Here is an 18,140-nt window from a genome sequence, read left to right on the forward strand (position 1 = left end):
GTGATGAAAACAATCGCAAGCGGAGAGCGGATCTTCTCTGGAAACTTCAGGAGAAGTGCCGGGCTAGTGTAGCCGAAGCATTGCAAACGCGCAGAAGACGAGGCGTTTCCGAGACCGTCCCGGAAACCTATTTCTTGCGCGACATGTTCTCCTGACCCGATGAAGACAATGCAGCCCTGGCGAAAGAAGGAGGGGGAAGAACTGCGGGCAGTCGCACTACGCTTCCACCCCGGTTACAGCTAGTGTTATCGCGGTCGGATCAGATTGCGCCGGGACGCTTGGTCAGCAAAGCATGCCTTTCCAGCGAGAAATATTCCGTCAGTGTCGTGCTGGAAGCGCTGGCGAGTAATGTTTTGAACTGTTCGAAGGCGGCGGGTGTGGTTGTTGCCAACTGTTCGCCCCAGGCCAGCGCCTTGTCCAGTGCGTCGCCGTCGGATGTCAGGCGGTTGATGATGCCGGCGCCATGCAGTCGCGCTGCCGGCAACGGTGCGGCGTCCAACAGGATTTCGGCCACCCATTGCGGCGGCAGGGATTTGGGCAGGAACCAGCCGGCGCCGCCGACGGCCCAGGTGCCGACCTGGGACGGGGAAATGCCGAATGCGGCATTCTGTCCCGCCACGATCAGGTCGCAGCCCAGCGCCAGCGAAAAGCCGGCGTCGAGCGCCACGCCTTCGACTGCAGCGATCACCGGCTTGGGAAAGCTGCGCAACATGTCGATCAGATTCTGCAGGGCTTCCAGTGCGGCGATCTGCGTCGCCAGATCCTTGCCCACTTCAACGCCGCCGCAGAAGTCGCGCTCGGCGCCGGTCAGCACCAATGCGCGCACGGAGTCGTCGCGTTCAGCCTTGGACAGGGTCTCGATCGCCGCCGCCAGGACATTGCTGTCGACGGCGTTGCGCTGGCCGGGATTGGCGAAGGTGAGGATCAGTGTGGCGTCGTTGCGGCTTGCTTTGAGTTCGGCTGTCATGAGTGGGTATTGTTATTGTTGCGACGGCTTACAGCTTGGCCAGGCGATCCAGCGCCAGGCGCAGCGTCTCGTCTTTTTTTGCGAAGCAGAAGCGCACGATGCCCGATTCCTTGGGCGTGTTGTAGAAGGCCGAGACGGGGATCGCGGCGACGCCGATTTCCGTGGTCAGCCACTTGGAGAATTCCGCTTCCGATAAATCCGAGATCGCGCCGTACTCGACGCACTGGAAGTAGGTGCCGTCCGACGGCAGCAGCTTGAAGCGGGTGTTCTTCAGGCCGTCGCGGAACAGGTCGCGCTTGCGCTGGTAGAAGGCAGGCAACTCGACGTAAGGCGCGGGATTCTTCATGTACTCGGCGATGCCGTATTGCACCGGCGTATTGACGGTGAAGACGTTGAACTGGTGCACCTTGCGGAACTCCGCGGTCAGCGCGGCGGGTGCAGCGACGAAACCGATTTTCCAGCCGGTGACGTGGTAGGTCTTGCCGAAGCTGGAGTTGATGAAGGTGCGCGGCGCCAGCTCAGGATGGCGGCACAGCGATTCGTGCGCCTGGCCGTCGTAGACCATGTGTTCGTAGACTTCGTCGGACAGGATCAGGATGTCGGTGCCGCGCACGATGTCGGCCAGCGCGTTGATATCGGTCTTCTTGAGGATGGAGCCGGTCGGGTTGTGCGGCGTGTTGACCATGATCAGGCGCGTCTTGTTGGTGACGGCGGCGGCGACCTTGTCCCAGGGCACGCTGTAGCCGTCGCTGCTGACCGTCATCTGGACGAACACCGGGACGCCGCCGGCCAGCTCGATGGCGGGTACGTAGCAGTCGTAGGCCGGTTCGATCACGATCACTTCGTCGCCGGCATGCACGGCGCACAGGATCGAGGTCAGGATGCCTTGCGTGGCGCCGGCGGTGACGGTGATTTCGTTCAGCGCGTCATAGGTGTGGCCGTGCAGCGTCTTGATTTTTTGCGCAATCGCCTCGCGCAACAGCGGCACGCCAGCCATCGGCGGGTATTGATTCAGGCCGGTTTTCATGGCGCTCGTGACGGCGTCGACCAGGGCCGGATCGCAATCGAAATCGGGAAACCCCTGGCCCAGATTGACCGCGCCTTTCTCGCTCGCAAGCGCAGACATGACGGTGAAAATGGTGGTGCCGACCCGGGGCAGTTTGGAGACGATGTTGGCTGGCTGGCTCATGGAGATGAATCTGGAAGAAAGCGGAAAGAAAGCATTTTAGCCGGATTTCCAGCGGCGGCACTCGCTTGGTGCAAATCGACGGCGCTGACGTGGCAGTCCGTCGGTTCGTGCAGCGCTATGTCGCGATTTCTTCCGTCATGGCAGCGTGCCAGCCTTGCGGCGTCATGATGGCGAACATGTTTTTTCGCGCGGTCTTTTTGGCTAGCTTGAGCAAGGCCTTGTCTTTGGTGATCAGCACGCCAGCTTCTGATTGCAGCGCCAGTTCGAGGAATTTCTGATCATCCGGATCGGTGCAGACCGGCAGGCCGAAAGTATTGACTGCGGCATTGGGCAGGCAGGTGATCAGGCTGTCGAATTCGGCGCGGATGGCCGGCTTGTCTTCTTCCTTGAGCGGCAGGTGCGGATAATTCAGCACCACCAGCCATTCCATGCGGCAGTCCTCGCGCGTGACGGCCTCGACGCGACGTTCGCGCATGGCTTGCAGCAACAGCGACCAGCGCGGATCGCGGAAGACGAACAGGTCGAGGCAGACGTTGGTGTCGAGAACGATACGAACAATACGGCGCGGAGTGATGGCAGCGGCAGCAGTGGCAGTGGCAACGGCAGTGGCGGGCGTTGCGCCGTCGGGGGAAGTGATGATGCTAATTGTCAAAACCGCGGGCTTTCCTGGTGGTGTCAGAAGGGGAGTCGGCAAGATTGCCGCCGTTTTCGACTACGTCGTAGCCCTGATCGGTGAGACGCCAGAACTGGTGGATGTCGACTGCAACGAGGCCGCGATCATGCAACAGCCGCAGATGATGCTGGATCAGCTCGGGCGGGGTGTTCTGGGTGGCGAGATTGGTCTGGATCTTCTCAATGTCGCCGTAGCTGGTGCCGAAAGTGGACAGTGTTGTGAGGATGTCAGTCATCAGAGCTTTGTCGCGTTTCATATCTCCTCCTGGTCAGTGTCGGATCATGCAGGGCGCGCTCTCGTCCTTGATGCCGCCGACGGTTTTCTGTTGCATCTGTCGGGGGCGTGGGCGATGTCCTCATCCTGCGTTGCTCCATACCCCAGATACTAATCCATGTAGGCTTGTTTTGCTCAGGCGGAAATGATGCAATACCGCGCTTTTCACCAGCCTGTTCACCGCCTGTTGCTCTACATGCAAGACGGCGGCGATAAAAAAGCCGCGTCGGACTGACGCGGCTTGCAGGGCAGGCCAGACGGCTGAAGATAGAGGAGGCGGAGGAGTCGCTGCGGCGAGCTTCAGAACTGTTCCCAGGAGTTGCCGTCGTCGGCTGTCGCCTGTTTGATCTGGCGCGGAGCCGCTGCGGCTTTTTGCGCCGGCAGGCGGGCAGGGACTGCTGCCTCGGCAAACACCGGCGGCCGCGGCCGGCTTGCGCTGACCACGGAAACCGGCGAGGGCTTTGCCTGCGCGTCGTCGAGTTTGAACACGCTGACGATTTCCGCCAGTTTTGCAGCCTGGTCCTGCAGTGATTGCGCAGCGGCGGCAGCTTCTTCGACCAGCGCGGCGTTCTGCTGGGTGACTTCGTCCATCTGCGTGATGGCCTGGTTGACTTCTTCGATGCCGGCGCTTTGCTCCTGGCTGGCCGCGGTGATTTCACCGACGATGTCGGTCACGCGTTTGACGCTGCTGACCACTTCGGTCATGGTGGAGCCGGCTTGCGCCACCAGCTTGCTGCCGACGTCGACTTTTTCCACCGAGTCGTCGATCAGCGCTTTGATCTCCTTCGCGGCGGAAGCCGAACGCTGCGCCAGGCTGCGCACTTCGCTGGCCACGACCGCGAAGCCGCGGCCCTGCTCGCCGGCGCGGGCCGCTTCGACCGCTGCATTCAATGCGAGGATGTTGGTCTGGAAGGCGATGCCGTCAATGACGCTGATGATGTCGACGATTTTCTTCGACGAATCGTTGATCGAACCCATGGTGTCGACCACTTGTTCCACCACGCTGCCGCCCTGGATCGCGACTTCCGAAGCCGACACCGCCAACTGATTGGCCTGGCGCGCGTTGTCGGCGTTTTGCTTGACGGTGGAGGTGAGTTCCTCCATGGATGAAGCGGTTTCTTCCAGCGAGCTGGCCTGCTGCTCGGTGCGGCTGGACAGGTCGAGGTTGCCGACCGCGATTTCATTGGAAGCGGTGGCGATGGTGTCGGTGCCCTGGCGCACCTGGCTGACGATCTTGAACAGACTGTCGTTCATGGCCTTGAGCGAAGTCATCAACTGCCCGGTCTCATCCTTGCTGGATGGGCGAATGTCGGCAGTGAGGTCGCCGTCGGCGACGCGCTGCGCCACATTCACCGCGAGGCGCAGCGGATTTGAGACGATGCGCGCAACCCATATCGCCATGAGCATGCCGAGCGCGATGCAGGCCGCCAGCATGGCGACGATCATGATGCGCGAAGAATCATAGGTGGCTTCGGCGGATTTGTCGGCGAGGTCGGCGCCTTCCTGATTGGCGGCGACGAGCTTGTCGGTATTGGCGAACATCGCCAGGTAGATCGGTGTGGCGTCTTTCATGATGACTTCGCGCGCTTCCTCATTCTTGTCCTGGCGCGAGAGGTCGAGAATCTTCTTTTGCCACGCCAGGAAGGCGTCGAAGTTTTTCACCAGTTGGGGGTAGACGGCTTTTTCGATGTCGGTGTCGATCAGCTTTTCATAGTCGGCGAGTTTCTTTTTCATGGCCGGGACCATGTCGTCGAGCAGTTTTTCGTTGGCCGCAAAATCGGCTTCAGTGGAGGAGAGCACGTGCTGCAGCTGGACGGAACGGATGCGTATCAGCAGGATCTTCAGCTCCAGGGAGGTTCTGACGCTGGGCAGCCAGTTGCCCGCAATGTCGGTGGAGGCCTGGTTGACCTTGCCGAGTTGGACGATGGCGAAGGCGCCGAGCGCGCTGGTCAGCGCCAGCACCAGGATGAAGGAAATCAACAGCTTTTTGGAAATTTGCAAATCATAGAACCATTTCATAGAGCCTCCGTGTCGATGGATGTGACGGCTGATCGTTGATCTCGCCGCGGCAATGCAATGTTCACTGCTTGTTATTGGTGCAAATTCCGTATCGGGAGGGGCTTGAGTTATTGTCGTTGTATGGCCATGCCGCGCATGGCATGAACATTCATTCTATGAAAAAGTTCAGCGGGCGGGGAGGAATAGTTTCGGCTTTGGCGGAATAGCAACACCGGCTCGCCGCGGGCGTCGACGGTAGCGACCGACAGTGCACACCACTCGCTTTTGCGTCAATGAATGCGCTCCCGAGGACGACTGGCGACGCTTTCGGTATGATGTCGAAAAAATTAACAGGACCCTCTATGCTGATTGTTTTATCGCCCGCCAAATCCCTCGACTACGACACCCCCGCAACCACCGACATCCACACCAAGCCCGATTTTGTTGCACGTTCCGCAGAACTGATTGAGATCCTGAAGCAAAAGTCGCCGGCGCAGATCGCCACGCTGATGGGAATTTCGGACCAGTTGGCGACCCTCAATGCCGATCGCTTCGCTTCGTGGTCACGCAAGTTCACCAGCAAGAACAGCAAGCAGGCGGTGCTGGCCTTCAATGGCGACGTCTACGAAGGCCTGGATGCGGCTTCGCTTTCCGTCAAGCAACTGAATTACGTGCAGTCGCACGTGCGTATTCTGTCCGGCCTGTATGGCGCGCTGCGACCACTGGATCTGATGCAGCCGTATCGCCTGGAAATGGGCACCAGGCTGCCAAACCCGCATGGCAAGGATTTGTACGCGTTCTGGGGCGAAGACGTCACCAAGGCGCTCAACGGTGAGTTGGCAGGGCACAAGTCCAAGGTGCTGGTGAACCTGGCGTCGGAAGAGTATTTCAAGGTGGTCAAGCCGAAAGTGCTCGAAGCCAAGGTGATTTCGCCCGTGTTCGAAGACTGGAAGGGCGGCAAGTACAAGATCATTTCCTTCTACGCCAAGCGCGCACGCGGCCTGATGGCGCGCTACGCGGCGCTGAAGGGCGTGAACCAGCCGGAAAAGCTGAAGAACTTCGATCTCGACGGTTACGCGTTCGATGAATCCGCGTCCAGCGAAACCTCATGGGTGTTCCGCCGGCGCATGGCTGAATAAGCGCGCCGACGACTATCCGCGCAATGAAAAAGCCCCGCATTGCGGGGCTTTTTCATGAGTACGGTGGCGCTGTGCTTACCAGATCTTCCACCATGGCTTGTCTTTGGCCTTGGGGCCGCCGGTGTAGTAGGGGCTGTTCGGATAAGTTGCCTGGATCACGCGCTCGGTGTCGTCGCGCAGTTGTTTCTGGCCCATGGCTTCATAGGCGCGCATCATGATGAACAAGGCTTCTTCAACGGCCGGCGCATCAGGATATTCCTTCACCGCAGCCTGGGCGCGGTTGACGGCTGAGACATAGGCGCCGCGGCGGAGGTAGTAGTTGGCCACGTGGACGTCGTATTGCGCCATCGAATTGACCAGGTATTTCATGCGCAGCAGGGCGTCCGGCGTGTAGGTGCTGTCCGGGAAGCGCTCGGCCAGCAACTTGAACGAGTCGAAGGCGTCGCGCACTGCCTTGGGATCGCGCTCGGTATTGTCCTGATCGGTGAAAGTGTCGAAGATGCTGGTCCGATCATTGAAATTGATCAGTCCGCGCAAGTAGTACATGTAGTCGACATTGGGATGGTTCGGATGCAGCTTGATGAAGCGGTCAACCGCCGCCAGGCCCTGCGGCTGGTCGTTCAGGCGGTAGTACGCGTAGGCGATGTCCATCTGCGCCTGTTGCGCATAGGTGCCGAACGGATAGCGCGATTCGAGCTTTTCAAAGTACTTGATTGACTTCTCGTAACCGCCGGCGGTCAGCTCGTCCTTGGCTTCCGAGTATAATTTGGACGCAGACCAGCCAATCGTCTCGTCTTTCTGTTCCGGTAGCAAGCCACAAGCCGACAATGAAAGGATGAATGCGACGGTAAGCAACTTCAATAAGATTTTTTGCATGACGTATGAGCAGTTTGAGCGGGTGCAAAGAAACAAGAAATTTCAATCCACTGATTATAGCTGATGTCACGTACCACTCCCCCTAAGGTTGTTAAAGCATTTGCAACCGAACCTGTTGAAATACCCGAGGGAGATGATTCACTCGATGAAGTCGTCGAGGAATTTACCGATGGTGCCGAACCCATAACCCTGAAGCTGACCGATGACGCTTGCGGCGTCCGGCTCGACAAAGTCTTGTCGGGACTGGTGCCGCAATACTCGCGCAGCCGCATCCAGCAATGGATAGAAGGCGGTCACGTCACTGTCGACGGCAATCCCGCCCGCACCAAAATGACGGTGCTTGGCGATGAAACTGTGATCATTACACCGCAGGCCGCGCCCGAAGACAACGCCTTCCAGCCGGAGCCGATGGACTTGAGCATCCTCCATGAAGACAAGGCCATCATGGTGATCGACAAGCCGGCCGGGCTGGTGGTTCATCCGGCGGCCGGCAACTGGTCGGGCACGCTTCTTAACGGTTTATTACATCACTGTCCGGCGCTGGCCGGCGTACCGCGCGCGGGCATCGTCCATCGTTTGGACAAGGACACCAGCGGCCTCATGGTGGTGGCCAAGACGCTGGCGGCGCAGACCGACCTGGTGCGCCAGTTGCAGGCGCGCACCGTCAAACGCCAATATCTGGCGCTGGTCTGGGGCATGCCGCAGTTGTCCGGCACGATCGATGCGGCGATGGCGCGCCATCCGCGCGACCGCATCAAGATGGCGGTTTCCGAGAGCATGACGGCCAAGCCGGCGGTCACGCACTATCGCCGCGCTGCCGTGGGCGCGCTCGACGGCCGCGCCGTCAGCCTGATGCGTTGCCAGTTGGAAACGGGGCGCACGCATCAGATCCGCGTCCATATGCAGTCTCTCGGTTTCGCCTTGGTCGGCGATGCCTTGTACGGCAAGTCGCACTTGATGCCTTTCTTCCCGCGGCAGGCTTTGCAAGCCTGGAAACTTGGCCTGATCCATCCGGCCACCGGCAAGCAGGTGGAATGGGAAGTCGGCTTGCCGGAGGATTTCACCGAATTGCTGGAACGCGCCGGTATCGACGTGAAATCCTTGGCGGCGCTCGAGGACTAGGATCGCATGGAACTGCTGATTCCCGACTGGACCGGTATTCCTGCCAACGTCGGCGCGTTGTCGACATTGCGCAGCGGCGGCTTCAGCCAGGGTCCGTATGGCGACGGACAAGGTGGGGGCGGCTTGAATCTGGGAGTGCATGTGCAAGACGAGCCTGCGCATGTGCAGCGCAATCGCGCATTATTGCGCAGTATTCTGCCCGCTGAACCTTCCTGGTTGACGCAGGTGCATGGCGTCAATGTCGCTGATGCGGTGCAGGTGCAGGGTGCGCCTGATGCCGACGCCTGCATTGCCAGTGAGCCCGGAGCGGTGTGCGTCATGATGACGGCGGATTGCCTGCCGGTATTGCTGTGCGATGTTGCCGGTAGCGTGGTCGGCGCAGCGCATGCAGGCTGGCGCGGATTGGCCGGCGGCGTGCTGGAAAACACCGTGTCCGCCATGCGCGGCCGCGGCGCCGGCGAAATCAGCGCTTGGCTGGGACCTGCCATCGGTCCTCAGCAATTTGAAGTCGGTCAGGATGTACTCGAGGCGTTTGCCGCGCACGATCCCGCAAGCCGTTCAGCGTTCGCGGCCATCGCCGGACGCGAAGGAAAATTCCTGGCGGACATCTACCAGCTGGCGCGCCAGCGGCTGGAGCAGGTTGGCGTGCGGCGGGTTGCGGGCGGCAGCTTCTGCACCGTCAGCGACAAGCGGTTCTATTCGTATCGGCGCGACAAGCAGACCGGCCGCATGGCTTCGCTTATCTGGCTCAGGTAGCCGCCACATCCGGTCCCGTCAATTGTTCCAGTAACTGCCGGGTATGTCCCGGCAACTCCTCGCGACTTCTCACGCAAATCAGCAACTGCCGTTTCGCCCATGCATCGCTGAGCGGTATGGAGTTGATTTCCATGGTTTGCTTGCAGCGCAAAGCCGCTGTTTCGGGAATCACGGCAATGCCCACTTCGCGTTCCACCATCCGGCAGATGCCATCGAAGCTGCGCAGCCTGACGCGATATTGCAGGCGTTTGCCGGCGCGCAGCGCATGACCGGCCAGATGCTCCTGCAGCGCGCTGCCGTTGCTCAGTCCAATAAAATTCTTGTCCGCGAGTTCCGCGAATTGCAACGTCTTGCGGCGCGCCAGTGCGTGCTTGCGTGGCAGCACTGCGACCAGCCGGTCCTGACGGAAGGGAATGGTTTGCAGCGGGCCGGTCGGTGCTGAGTCGGCGACGATGCCGATGTCGGCGACGCCGTCGACGATGGCCTGGACGATTTCGTGGCTGAGCCGTTCTTCCAGATCGATGTCGATATACGGGTTTTGCGCCAGGAATGTTCCCAGCGCATCAGGCAGGAATTCGCTGATGGCCGCAGTGTTGCCGAGCAGGCGGATGTGGCCTTTGAGGCCGTGCGCATACTCGCTGAGCTCGTCGCGCAGCCGATCCATTTGCTGGTGCACGGTGCGGGCGTGGTGCAGCAGAGCGCGTCCGGCTTCGGTCAGTCGCACGCCGCGCCGTTCGCGCAGCAGCAAGGCCACGCCGAGTGCGTCTTCCATGCTGCGGATGCGCGCACTGGCGGATGCCAGCGCGAGATGCGAACGATCGGCGCCGGCGGTGATGCTGCCGGTTTCCGCGACATGCAGAAATAGCCGCAGGTCGCTCAGGTCAAGACGTGTGCTCATGATGGCGGATTTACGGATGGAGTTGGCGGGCCAGCCTTCGGCAGCAACGAAGGCTGGCTCAGTGTATCCCAGATTTTCCCGCATGACGATAGCTGGCAGACTTGGCGCATTGTTGAATGAATCCCGAGGAGCCGCCGTGCCGACCAGCTTGTCTTTTGATGCCGCCCATTTCATGTTGCTGTCCGCCGTTGCCGCCATCTTTCTGCTGGCAGGTTTCGTCAAAGGCGTGGTCGGACTGGGTTTGCCGACCGTTGCAGTGGGCTTGCTGGGTTTGTTTATGCCGCCGTTGCAGGCGGCGGCGCTTCTGATCGTGCCTTCACTGGTGACCAATGTCTGGCAATTGCTGGCCGGCGGACGCTTCATGTGGCTGTTGCGCCGGCTCTGGCTGATGCTGTTGGGGATCTTTGTCGGTACTCTGCTGGGCGCCAGTGTTTTGGCGACCGACGCAGGCGGGCGCGCGACGGTTTTTCTCGGCGTGGCGCTGGTCGTGTATGCCGTGTCGGGATTGGCGGCAGTGAAATTTTCGGTCAATGCCGGCAGCGAAAAATATCTGTCGCCGCTGATCGGTCTGACCACTGGATTTGTCACTGCAGCGACGGCGGTATTCGTGATTCCTGCGGTGCCGTATCTGCAGGCGCTCAACCTGGAAAAAGACGAACTCATTCAAGCGTTGGGTTTGTCATTCACGGTGTCGACGATTGCCATGGCGGCCGGACTTGCGCAAGGCGGCGCGTTGCAGATGGAAGGCGCGGCGATTTCGGCGATGGCGCTGGCGCCGGCGCTGGGCGGCATGTTCATCGGACAGTGGTTGCGCGGGAAGATCTCGGCAGTGCTGTTTCGCCGCTGCTTCTTCATCGGTTTGCTGCTGCTGGGACTGCACCTGAGCTCACATCTATGGCGCTGACGAATTTGCAGTTCGACGTCGAAACGCGTACGGATGGCTTGCGCGTTTACGCCAGGCTTGGACTGGAAATCGTCGGTGCGCTTGATGTGGAAAATTGCGCCCTGCGGATGGATGGGCGGACCGGCGCTGCGATCATCTATGTTGTGCCGCGCTGGCGCAGCAACGGTATCGAGGACGCGCTAATGGAATTCCTTGCGCTGCATGCGGCGAATATGCCATTTACGCGTAGCTGAACACGATCTCCAACTTTCGTATTTCTTCTATTGGCGGTTTTGCGCTGCCGTGTAATTCTCGCGCCTCATGTCGGTATGGCGGCGAATTTCTCATTGCGTGTCAGGACTCGTTTTTCCGATCCTGCACGGTCTCGTTTTCCGGGCCTTGTCCTGCCTCGCGCACCGCTTTCGATTTTTCCCGGATTTGACGATTCCGCTTGCGTTGCGGTGTACCCATCAGGTATAAAACAATTGTCAAGGGAAATACGCCGTACAGGAAAAACGTCATGATTCCTGCAGTGACCGACTGTTCGGTAATCGACATCATGAAGACGACATATAACCATGCGATTGCGACGATGTACATTGTGGTTTCTGGTTTCACAGACTGAGCGACAAACCGTAACAATACGCGAAAATTGTAGAAGCGAGCATGAATACGCAGAACCCGCAAAGCGTCCCTCCCGTTGTTTCAGCATGGCTCAGCCAGTTATCTGATCCCAAGACGTGGCAACAATCGTGGCAGACATGGCCGCAATGGCAATCGCCGGCTGTCGGCCAGCTTGACGTGCAGTCGATCCAGAAGCAGCTCGGCGAGCTTGGCGCCACGCTTGATCCTGCCGACGTCGTCCGGTTGCAGCAAGACTACGCCGACCAGTTCGCGAGCCTGTGGCAGACCGCAGTAAACTCCCAGATTCCCGCCGTCACCGACCGCCGCATGTCTGCGCCGGCATGGCAGTCGAATCCGTTCTTTGCCTTTCATGCGGCGGCCTACCAGCTCAATGCACGCTTTCTGACTTCCATGGTCGATGCGGTCCAATCGACGGACAAGGTCAAGCAGAAGCTTCGTTTTGCGATGCAGCAAATGATCGATGCGTTGTCGCCGGCGAACTTCCTGGCGACCAATCCCGAAGCGCAGCAAAAAATCATCGACACGCATGGTGAAAGCCTGACGCGCGGAATTGCACAATTGTTTGCGGACCTGCAAAAAGGCCGGGTTTCGCAAACCGATGAAACTGCTTTTGAAGTCGGCAGGGATGTCGCCACGACCGCAGGTTCGGTGGTGTTCGAAAACGAACTGTTTCAGCTCATCCAATACGCGCCGCTGACCAAAACGGTACACGCGCGTCCGCTGCTGATCGTGCCTCCTTGCATCAACAAGTTTTACATCCTTGATCTGCAGCCGCAGAACTCGCTGGTGCGTTATGCGGTGGAGCAGGGCAATACGGTTTTCCTGATTTCCTGGCGCAATGCCGATGCCTCGATGGAGACGGCGACCTGGGATCAGTACGTCGACGACGCGGTTGTGAACGCGATCCATGTGGCGCAAGAAATCTCCGGGCAAGACAAGATCAACGCGCTCGGCTTCTGCGTGGGCGGCACCATTCTTTCGTGCGCGCTGGCGGTGCTGGCTGCACGTGGCGAAGAGCCGGTAGCCAGCCTGACGCTGCTGACGGCGTTCCTGAATTTCCTCGATACCGGCGCGATCGATGTTTATATCGACGACGTTCAGATCGGCATGCGCGAGCAGATGATCGGCAAAAGCGGACTGATGTCGGGACGCGATTTCGCCTCGGCGTTTTCGAGCCTGCGGCCGAATGATCTGCTATGGAATTACGTCGAGTCAAACTATCTCAAGGGCGAAACGCCGCAAGCATTCGATCTGCTTTACTGGAATGCCGACAGCACCAATTTGCCGGGGCCGATGTTCTGCTATTACCTGCGGCATATGTACCTGGAAAACGCGCTCAAGGACCCGGGCAAGCTGACCATCGCAGGCGAGAAGATCGATCTCTACAAGCTCAACATGCCCGCGTTCATTTACGCTTCGCGCGAGGATCACATCGTGCCTTGGGCTTCAGCCTATGCGTCGACGGCCATCCTCAACGCCAAAAAGCCGGCAAACAATCGTTTCGTGTTGGGCGCTTCCGGACACATTGCCGGCGTGATCAACCCGCCGGCGAAAAAGAAACGCAGCTACTGGACCAACGACAAGATCGGAACTGATCCCGAAGCATGGTTTGCCGGCGCAGTGGAACATCCCGGCAGCTGGTGGACGGAATGGTCGGATTTCCTTGCCAAGCACGCCGGCAAGCAGGTTGCGGCACCGAAGAAGGCCGGCAATGCTAAATACAAGGCGATTGAACCGGCGCCGGGCAGGTACGTCAAAGTCAGAGCCGAATAGGGTTTGCGAAGATCAACAGGCAGTAAAAGTAGCTGGCAGCAAGCAACAAGCAGCAAGAACGGGATGCGATTTCATAAAGATGTCTGCATGCACGGCAACGTGAAATAGCAGTCGTCGTCATCCCCGGAACTTATCCACCCGACACAAATAGGAGGCAGGACCATGGTAAAACGTATCGCATATGTGACCGGCGGCATGGGGGGCATCGGTACCCCGATTTGCGCACGTCTGGCCAAAGACGGCTACACGGTAGTCGCCGGTTGCGGCCCCAATTCTGCCCGTAAAGACAAATGGCTGGCTTCCATGCGCGAGCAGGGTTTCGACGTCCACGCGTCCGAAGGCAATGTTGCCGACTGGGAGTCGACCAAGGCCGCGTTTGACAAAGTACGGGCAGAGATCGGCGAGGTTGACGTGCTGGTCAACAATGCCGGCATCACCCGTGACGGCCAGTTCCGCAAGATGAGCAAGTCCGACTGGGACGCGGTCATCGACACCAACCTGAATTCGCTGTTCAACGTGACCAAACAGGTTATCGAGGGCATGGTGGACCGCAACTGGGGACGCATCATTAATATTTCATCGGTCAATGGGCAGAAAGGTCAGTTCGGCCAGACCAATTATTCGACTGCGAAGGCCGGCATTCATGGTTTCACCATGGCGCTGGCGCAGGAAGTCGCCACCAAGGGCGTGACGGTGAACACCGTGTCGCCAGGATATGTGGGCACCGACATGGTGCGCGCGATTCGCCCTGAAGTATTGGAGAAAATCGTCGCCGGCATTCCGGTCAAGCGTCTGGCGGAGCCGGAAGAAATCGCCTCCATCATCGCCTGGATTGCTTCGGATGAAGGTGGTTACGCCACCGGTTCCGACTTTTCGCTGAATGGCGGCCTGCACATGGGTTAACCGCGGCCGGGAATCGGGATGCATTTTTCCGATTTGTCGACTTGTATTTACGGGAAACTGCGTACTTGTATGCATGCGTAGTTTCCCGCCTATAATGCGTTACGCCAGCGGACCGACTTCAATCTAAAAACAGGGGTCCGCTTATATAGCTGAAAACAGACTGGAATTTCAGATGACAAGTGCAAAAAAATCAGGCGAGCGTTTAATTAAAAAATATCCAAATCGCCGCCTGTACGATACCCAAACAAGTTCTTACATTACGTTGACCGACGTGAAGCAGCTGGTCCTCGACGACGAGGAATTTGCTGTCGTCGACGCCAAGAACGGCGACGATCTGACGCGCAGTATTCTGCTGCAAATCATCCTGGAAGAAGAGTCGCATGGTGCGCCGATGTTCTCCAGCGCGGCGTTGTCGCAGATTATTCGCTACTACGGCCACGCCATGCAGGGCATGATGGGTTCTTACCTGGAAAAGAACATCCAGGCGTTTATCGACATTCAGAACAAGCTGACGGAAAACTCCAAGGGCTTCTATGAAGGCAAGCCGTTCAGCCCGGAAATGTGGGCGCAATTCATGAATGTGCAGGGGCCGATGATGCAAGGCATGATGAGCAACTACATCGAACAGAGCAAGACCCTGTTCGTCCAGATGCAGGAGCAGATGCAGAGCCAGACCAAGAACATGTTCGGGACTTTCCCGTTCGTTCCCACCGATCCGACCAAGAAGTAGTCATTCTGTCAAGGCGGGTGTGCCGTTTTACGGCTGCCCCGCCTGCCAAAGGGTACAATAGCGGCTTCGTCCTGAACTCCGTTTTTTTACCTTTTTAGTCCATCCGTCATGTCCAATGCTTCTCCCGTCGTACCCCAGGTAGCCCCCAAGGTCGGCTTCGTTTCACTCGGTTGCCCCAAGGCGCTGGTGGACTCCGAACAAATCCTCACGCAACTGCGCGCCGAAGGCTACGATACCGCCAAGTCCTATGATGGCGCCGATCTGGTCATCGTCAATACCTGCGGCTTCATCGACGCTGCCGTGCAGGAGTCGCTGGATGCGATCGGCGAGGCGTTGAGCGAAAACGGCAGAGTTATCGTCACCGGCTGCCTCGGCGCCAAAAAAGACGGCGACGGCGACGACCTGATCCAGAAAATCCATCCCAAGGTACTCGAAGTCACCGGCCCGCACGCCGTCGGCGAAGTCATGCAGGCAGTACACAAGCATTTGCCCAAGCCGCATGCTCCCTTCCTGGACCTTGTGCCGGCGCAGGGCGTGAAGCTCACGCCCAAGCATTTCGCTTACCTGAAGATTTCCGAAGGTTGCAATCATCGCTGCAGCTTCTGCATCATCCCGTCCATGCGCGGCGACCTGGTGTCCCGGCCGATCGCCGACATCATGCTGGAAGCCGAAAACCTGTTCAATGCCGGCGTCAAGGAATTGCTGGTCATTTCGCAGGACACCAGCGCTTATGGCGTCGACGTCAAGTTCCGCACGGGGTTCTGGAACGGCAAGCCGGTCAAGACCCACATGACGCAATTGGTCGAAGCGCTCGGCGAACTGGCCAGCCGCTATGGCGCCTGGGTGCGCCTGCATTATGTCTATCCCTATCCGCATGTGGACCAGATCATCCCGTTCATGGCGCAGGGCCACGTGTTGCCATACCTGGATGTGCCACTGCAGCACGCCCATCCGGATGTGCTCAAGCGCATGAAACGTCCGGCCAGCGGCGAGAAGAACATTGAACGCATCCAGGCTTGGCGCAAGATGTGTCCTGATCTGACCATTCGCTCCACCTTCATTGCCGGTTTCCCGGGCGAAACCGAAGCCGAGTTCGAATACCTGCTCGACTTCCTCAAGGAAGCCGAAATCGACCGCCTGGGTTGCTTCGCCTATTCCCCCGTGGAAGGTGCGACCGCGAATCTGCTCGACAACCCGGTGCCGGAAGAAGTCCGTGAAGAGCGCCGGGGGCGCGTCATGCAATTGCAGGAAGAGATTTCCAAAAAACGTCTGCAAGCGAAAGTCGGGAAAACCTTGCGGGTGCTGATTGATGAGATTGATCGTAGCGGCGGCATCGGACGCTCGTCTGCAGATGCGCCTGAAATCGACGGCGTGGTCTACGTCAAGCCGCCGTTCGAACCGCATAAAAAGCTCGTGGTCGGCGAGTTCGTCGATGTCGTCGTCACCGCTGCGGATGCGCACGATTTGTGGGCGGCGGCGCAATGATGGCTGGCGTTTCAAGATTGTTGCTGTTGTTTGTGTTGTCCGGCTTTACCATTTGCACTCAGGCGCAGCAAGCTGTAGCCGGGGCTGCAGTAACCACGACGGCAGCGTCGCCTGCAGGAGCAACTCCTGGCAGTCTGCAGGAGATGCTGAGCAAGCCGGCAGTGCTGCGCGGCACGCTCGGCGATGCACAGGTTCAACTCAGCGTAAAGCCAAAGGCGGACGAAGACGGCCTGGAGGGGAAATATTTTGTGTTCGGCCAGAGCGCGCAGATATTGCTGGCTGGCGAAGTCGATCAGAACGACCTGATGATGGAAGAATCCCACAACGGCAAGGACGTGTCCGGCCAGTGGGAAGGCAGCTTCAAAAACGGTCTGCTCAGCGGGACCTGGTCCACGCTCGACGGCTCCGTCACCAAACCGTTTTCGCTCAAAGTCGGCGCACCTTAAGCGCCTGTGGCGCAAGCAGGATGATTCCTGGCGGTGCTGCGTCTTTCCAACCAGAATTCATTCGAGGTTATTCGTGGCAGAAAAATATACCCCTCAGACCAGCCTGATTCACAGTAAGTACGCCGCGCCCGACAACTTCGGCGCCTTGCCGGTGGCCATCAACCACGCGTCCACGGTGCTGTTTCCCAATGTCGCAGCCATGCGAGCGCGCAACTGGAAAGAGAAGAGCGGCTACACCTACGGGTTGCACGGTACGCCGACCACGTTCACCCTGGAAGCGCGTCTTGCTGAAATCGAAGGCGGTCGTCATTGCCGCATCGTTCCCAGCGGTCTTGCCGCCATTGCCATGGTTAACCTCGCGTTGCTCAAGTCCGGCGACGACGTGCTGTTGCCTGATAACGTCTACGGCCCGAACCGCGACCAGGTTGTCTGGCTGGAGCGAGACTTCGGCATTACGGCACGGTTTTACGATCCTCTGATCGGCGCCGGCATCGCTGGGCTGATCCAGGACAACACCCGCCTGATCTGGACCGAAGCACCGGGATCGGTGTCCATGGAAGTTTCCGACGTGCCGGCCATTTGCCGGGCGGCGCGTGCTCGCGGTGTGCCGGTGGCGATGGACAATACCTGGTCAGCCGGACTGGCGTTCCGTGCTTTCGATCATGGCGTTGATATCGTTATGCAGGCGCTAACCAAATATCAGTCCGGCGGTTCGGACGTCCTCATGGGCGCCGTGATCACATGCGACGATGAGCTCAACCACAAGATCGAACTGGCGCATATGCGGCTGGGTTTCGGCGTGGGCATGGACGATGTCTATATGGTGCTGCGCAGCCTGCCCTCGATGCGACTGCGTTTCGATGCGCACGATGCCGCTGCGCGCAAAGTGGCCGCTTGGCTCAAGCAGCGGCCCGAGATCGTCAAAGTCTTGCACCCGGCATTACCGGACTGCCCGGGACATGAACTCTGGCAGCGTGATTTCACTGGCGCAGGTGGTTTGTTCTCAGTGATTTTTGATGAAGGATTCAGCGAAGCGCAAATCGATCGTTTCGTCGACGGCTTGGCGCTATTCAAGATCGGCTTCAGTTGGGGCGGCGCCCACAGTCTGTGCGTACCTTATCGTATGCAAACCATGCGTAAGAGCTGGACGGAGAAGGGCGGACTGGTTCGCTTCAATATCGGATTGGAAGCGGCCGAAGATTTGATCGCCGACATCGCACAAAGCTTGGATGCGCTGCATGCTGCGAAGTAGGTTTTTGTCGCCTTGATATCAAGGCCGCCAAATTTGGCCTTGAAGGTAAGTATTTGTAAAAGTTAAGGAGTTTTCTCGAGGGTTCTTGTTGCAAAGTCTGAAATTTGAAGTTTTTTCGACTTTTTATAGTCG

The 18,140-nt window shown here is 58.8% G+C and carries 19 protein-coding genes; 11 read left to right on the forward strand and 8 right to left on the reverse strand.

The genetic code is table 11. The annotated features are described in order from the left end of the window. Window positions 1–259 precede the first annotated feature (259 nt). From DXT88_RS09545 to DXT88_RS09565, 5 genes are all read right to left on the reverse strand, one after another. The gene (locus tag DXT88_RS09545; RefSeq protein ID WP_265212974.1) at window positions 260–967 is read right to left on the reverse strand and encodes an enoyl-CoA hydratase-related protein; all 708 of its coding nucleotides are present in this window, start codon (window positions 965–967) and stop codon (window positions 260–262) included. Window positions 968–995: 28 nt separating this feature from the next. Continuing rightward, window positions 996–2,156, reverse strand: a complete 1,161-nt coding sequence (locus DXT88_RS09550; protein ID WP_265212976.1) for a pyridoxal phosphate-dependent aminotransferase — start codon at window positions 2,154–2,156, stop codon at window positions 996–998. A gap of 115 nt (window positions 2,157–2,271) precedes the next feature. Continuing rightward, the gene (locus tag DXT88_RS09555) at window positions 2,272–2,808 is read right to left on the reverse strand and encodes a putative toxin-antitoxin system toxin component, PIN family (protein ID WP_265212978.1); all 537 of its coding nucleotides are present in this window, start codon (window positions 2,806–2,808) and stop codon (window positions 2,272–2,274) included. Continuing rightward, a complete protein-coding gene (locus tag DXT88_RS09560) occupies window positions 2,798–3,085 on the reverse strand; it encodes a hypothetical protein (RefSeq protein ID WP_016832962.1) in 288 nt (95 codons plus the stop codon). Before DXT88_RS09560 ends, DXT88_RS09555 begins: the two co-directional genes overlap by 11 nt. A gap of 317 nt (window positions 3,086–3,402) precedes the next feature. Beyond that, window positions 3,403–5,121: a methyl-accepting chemotaxis protein gene (locus tag DXT88_RS09565; RefSeq protein WP_265212981.1), complete on the reverse strand. Its 1,719-nt coding sequence runs from the start codon at window positions 5,119–5,121 to the stop codon at window positions 3,403–3,405. A 341-nt stretch (window positions 5,122–5,462) separates the two neighbouring features. On the opposite strand from DXT88_RS09565, the gene yaaA reads away from it, so the two are divergent. Next, window positions 5,463–6,239, forward strand: coding sequence for a peroxide stress protein YaaA (gene yaaA / locus DXT88_RS09570; RefSeq protein ID WP_265212983.1), 777 nt, complete (start codon window positions 5,463–5,465; stop codon window positions 6,237–6,239). A 75-nt stretch (window positions 6,240–6,314) separates the two neighbouring features. Here the strand turns inward: yaaA and DXT88_RS09575 are convergent, their stop codons facing one another. Beyond that, window positions 6,315–7,115, reverse strand: coding sequence for an outer membrane protein assembly factor BamD (locus tag DXT88_RS09575; RefSeq protein WP_265212985.1), 801 nt, complete (start codon window positions 7,113–7,115; stop codon window positions 6,315–6,317). Window positions 7,116–7,178: 63 nt separating this feature from the next. On the opposite strand from DXT88_RS09575, the gene DXT88_RS09580 reads away from it, so the two are divergent. Continuing rightward, window positions 7,179–8,237 (forward strand): RluA family pseudouridine synthase, encoded by a 1,059-nt coding sequence (locus DXT88_RS09580; protein WP_265212987.1) that lies wholly within the window; start codon window positions 7,179–7,181, stop codon window positions 8,235–8,237. A gap of 6 nt (window positions 8,238–8,243) precedes the next feature. Continuing rightward, window positions 8,244–8,993: a peptidoglycan editing factor PgeF gene (pgeF, locus tag DXT88_RS09585; protein WP_265212989.1), complete on the forward strand. Its 750-nt coding sequence runs from the start codon at window positions 8,244–8,246 to the stop codon at window positions 8,991–8,993. Here the strand turns inward: pgeF and DXT88_RS09590 are convergent. After that, window positions 8,986–9,891, reverse strand: a complete 906-nt coding sequence (locus DXT88_RS09590) for a LysR substrate-binding domain-containing protein (RefSeq protein ID WP_265212991.1) — start codon at window positions 9,889–9,891, stop codon at window positions 8,986–8,988. The two genes, pgeF and DXT88_RS09590, sit on opposite strands and share 8 nt — an antisense overlap. 136 nt (window positions 9,892–10,027) lie before the next feature. On the opposite strand from DXT88_RS09590, the gene DXT88_RS09595 reads away from it, so the two are divergent. Beyond that, window positions 10,028–10,795 (forward strand): sulfite exporter TauE/SafE family protein, encoded by a 768-nt coding sequence (locus tag DXT88_RS09595; RefSeq protein WP_407649299.1) that lies wholly within the window; start codon window positions 10,028–10,030, stop codon window positions 10,793–10,795. Next, the gene (locus DXT88_RS09600) at window positions 10,786–11,028 is read left to right on the forward strand and encodes a hypothetical protein (protein WP_265212993.1); all 243 of its coding nucleotides are present in this window, start codon (window positions 10,786–10,788) and stop codon (window positions 11,026–11,028) included. The genes DXT88_RS09595 and DXT88_RS09600 overlap by 10 nt, the downstream gene beginning before the upstream one ends. Before the next feature lie 100 nt (window positions 11,029–11,128). On the opposite strand, the gene DXT88_RS09605 is transcribed toward DXT88_RS09600, so the two are convergent. Further along, window positions 11,129–11,374, reverse strand: a complete 246-nt coding sequence (locus DXT88_RS09605; RefSeq protein WP_265212995.1) for a hypothetical protein — start codon at window positions 11,372–11,374, stop codon at window positions 11,129–11,131. Window positions 11,375–11,440: 66 nt separating this feature from the next. Here DXT88_RS09605 and phaC point away from each other — a divergent pair, with 66 nt between their 5' ends. From phaC to DXT88_RS09635, 6 genes are all read left to right on the forward strand, one after another. Beyond that, on the forward strand, window positions 11,441–13,192 hold the full coding sequence (gene phaC / locus DXT88_RS09610) for a class I poly(R)-hydroxyalkanoic acid synthase (RefSeq protein ID WP_265212997.1): 1,752 nt from the start codon (window positions 11,441–11,443) through the stop codon (window positions 13,190–13,192). A 162-nt stretch (window positions 13,193–13,354) separates the two neighbouring features. Then, window positions 13,355–14,095, forward strand: a complete 741-nt coding sequence (locus DXT88_RS09615; protein ID WP_016832978.1) for a 3-ketoacyl-ACP reductase — start codon at window positions 13,355–13,357, stop codon at window positions 14,093–14,095. Between the two features lie 172 nt (window positions 14,096–14,267). Next, the gene (phaR, locus tag DXT88_RS09620; protein WP_029363150.1) at window positions 14,268–14,825 is read left to right on the forward strand and encodes a polyhydroxyalkanoate synthesis repressor PhaR; all 558 of its coding nucleotides are present in this window, start codon (window positions 14,268–14,270) and stop codon (window positions 14,823–14,825) included. 108 nt (window positions 14,826–14,933) lie between these two features. Next, window positions 14,934–16,310 (forward strand): 30S ribosomal protein S12 methylthiotransferase RimO, encoded by a 1,377-nt coding sequence (gene rimO, locus DXT88_RS09625; RefSeq protein WP_029363151.1) that lies wholly within the window; start codon window positions 14,934–14,936, stop codon window positions 16,308–16,310. After that, window positions 16,292–16,756: a hypothetical protein gene (locus DXT88_RS09630; RefSeq protein ID WP_238533923.1), complete on the forward strand. Its 465-nt coding sequence runs from the start codon at window positions 16,292–16,294 to the stop codon at window positions 16,754–16,756. Before rimO ends, DXT88_RS09630 begins: the two co-directional genes overlap by 19 nt. 73 nt (window positions 16,757–16,829) lie before the next feature. Then, entirely contained in the window at window positions 16,830–18,008 is a 1,179-nt protein-coding gene (locus tag DXT88_RS09635) for a cystathionine beta-lyase (RefSeq protein WP_265213002.1), read from the forward strand. Window positions 18,009–18,140: the final 132 nt, after the last annotated feature.

This window comes from Herbaspirillum lusitanum (assembly GCF_026127345.1).
Classification (GTDB): Bacteria; Pseudomonadota; Gammaproteobacteria; order Burkholderiales; family Burkholderiaceae_D; genus Herbaspirillum; species Herbaspirillum lusitanum.

Excerpts from the sequence above, each read along its gene's own strand:
- DXT88_RS09545 (WP_265212974.1), bottom strand. The coding sequence starts at position 967 with ATGACAGCCGAACTCAAAGCAAGCCGCAACGACGCCACACTGATCCTC.
- DXT88_RS09550 (WP_265212976.1), bottom strand. The coding sequence starts at position 2,156 with ATGAGCCAGCCAGCCAACATCGTCTCCAAACTGCCCCGGGTCGGCACC.
- DXT88_RS09560 (WP_016832962.1), bottom strand. The coding sequence starts at position 3,085 with ATGAAACGCGACAAAGCTCTGATGACTGACATCCTCACAACACTGTCC.
- DXT88_RS09565 (WP_265212981.1), bottom strand. The coding sequence starts at position 5,121 with ATGAAATGGTTCTATGATTTGCAAATTTCCAAAAAGCTGTTGATTTCC.
- yaaA (WP_265212983.1), top strand. The coding sequence starts at position 5,463 with ATGCTGATTGTTTTATCGCCCGCCAAATCCCTCGACTACGACACCCCC.
- DXT88_RS09575 (WP_265212985.1), bottom strand. The coding sequence starts at position 7,115 with ATGCAAAAAATCTTATTGAAGTTGCTTACCGTCGCATTCATCCTTTCA.
- DXT88_RS09580 (WP_265212987.1), top strand. The coding sequence starts at position 7,179 with ATGTCACGTACCACTCCCCCTAAGGTTGTTAAAGCATTTGCAACCGAA.
- pgeF (WP_265212989.1), top strand. The coding sequence starts at position 8,244 with ATGGAACTGCTGATTCCCGACTGGACCGGTATTCCTGCCAACGTCGGC.
- DXT88_RS09590 (WP_265212991.1), bottom strand. The coding sequence starts at position 9,891 with ATGAGCACACGTCTTGACCTGAGCGACCTGCGGCTATTTCTGCATGTC.
- DXT88_RS09600 (WP_265212993.1), top strand. The coding sequence starts at position 10,786 with ATGGCGCTGACGAATTTGCAGTTCGACGTCGAAACGCGTACGGATGGC.
- DXT88_RS09605 (WP_265212995.1), bottom strand. The coding sequence starts at position 11,374 with ATGTACATCGTCGCAATCGCATGGTTATATGTCGTCTTCATGATGTCG.
- phaC (WP_265212997.1), top strand. The coding sequence starts at position 11,441 with ATGAATACGCAGAACCCGCAAAGCGTCCCTCCCGTTGTTTCAGCATGG.
- DXT88_RS09615 (WP_016832978.1), top strand. The coding sequence starts at position 13,355 with ATGGTAAAACGTATCGCATATGTGACCGGCGGCATGGGGGGCATCGGT.
- phaR (WP_029363150.1), top strand. The coding sequence starts at position 14,268 with ATGACAAGTGCAAAAAAATCAGGCGAGCGTTTAATTAAAAAATATCCA.
- rimO (WP_029363151.1), top strand. The coding sequence starts at position 14,934 with ATGTCCAATGCTTCTCCCGTCGTACCCCAGGTAGCCCCCAAGGTCGGC.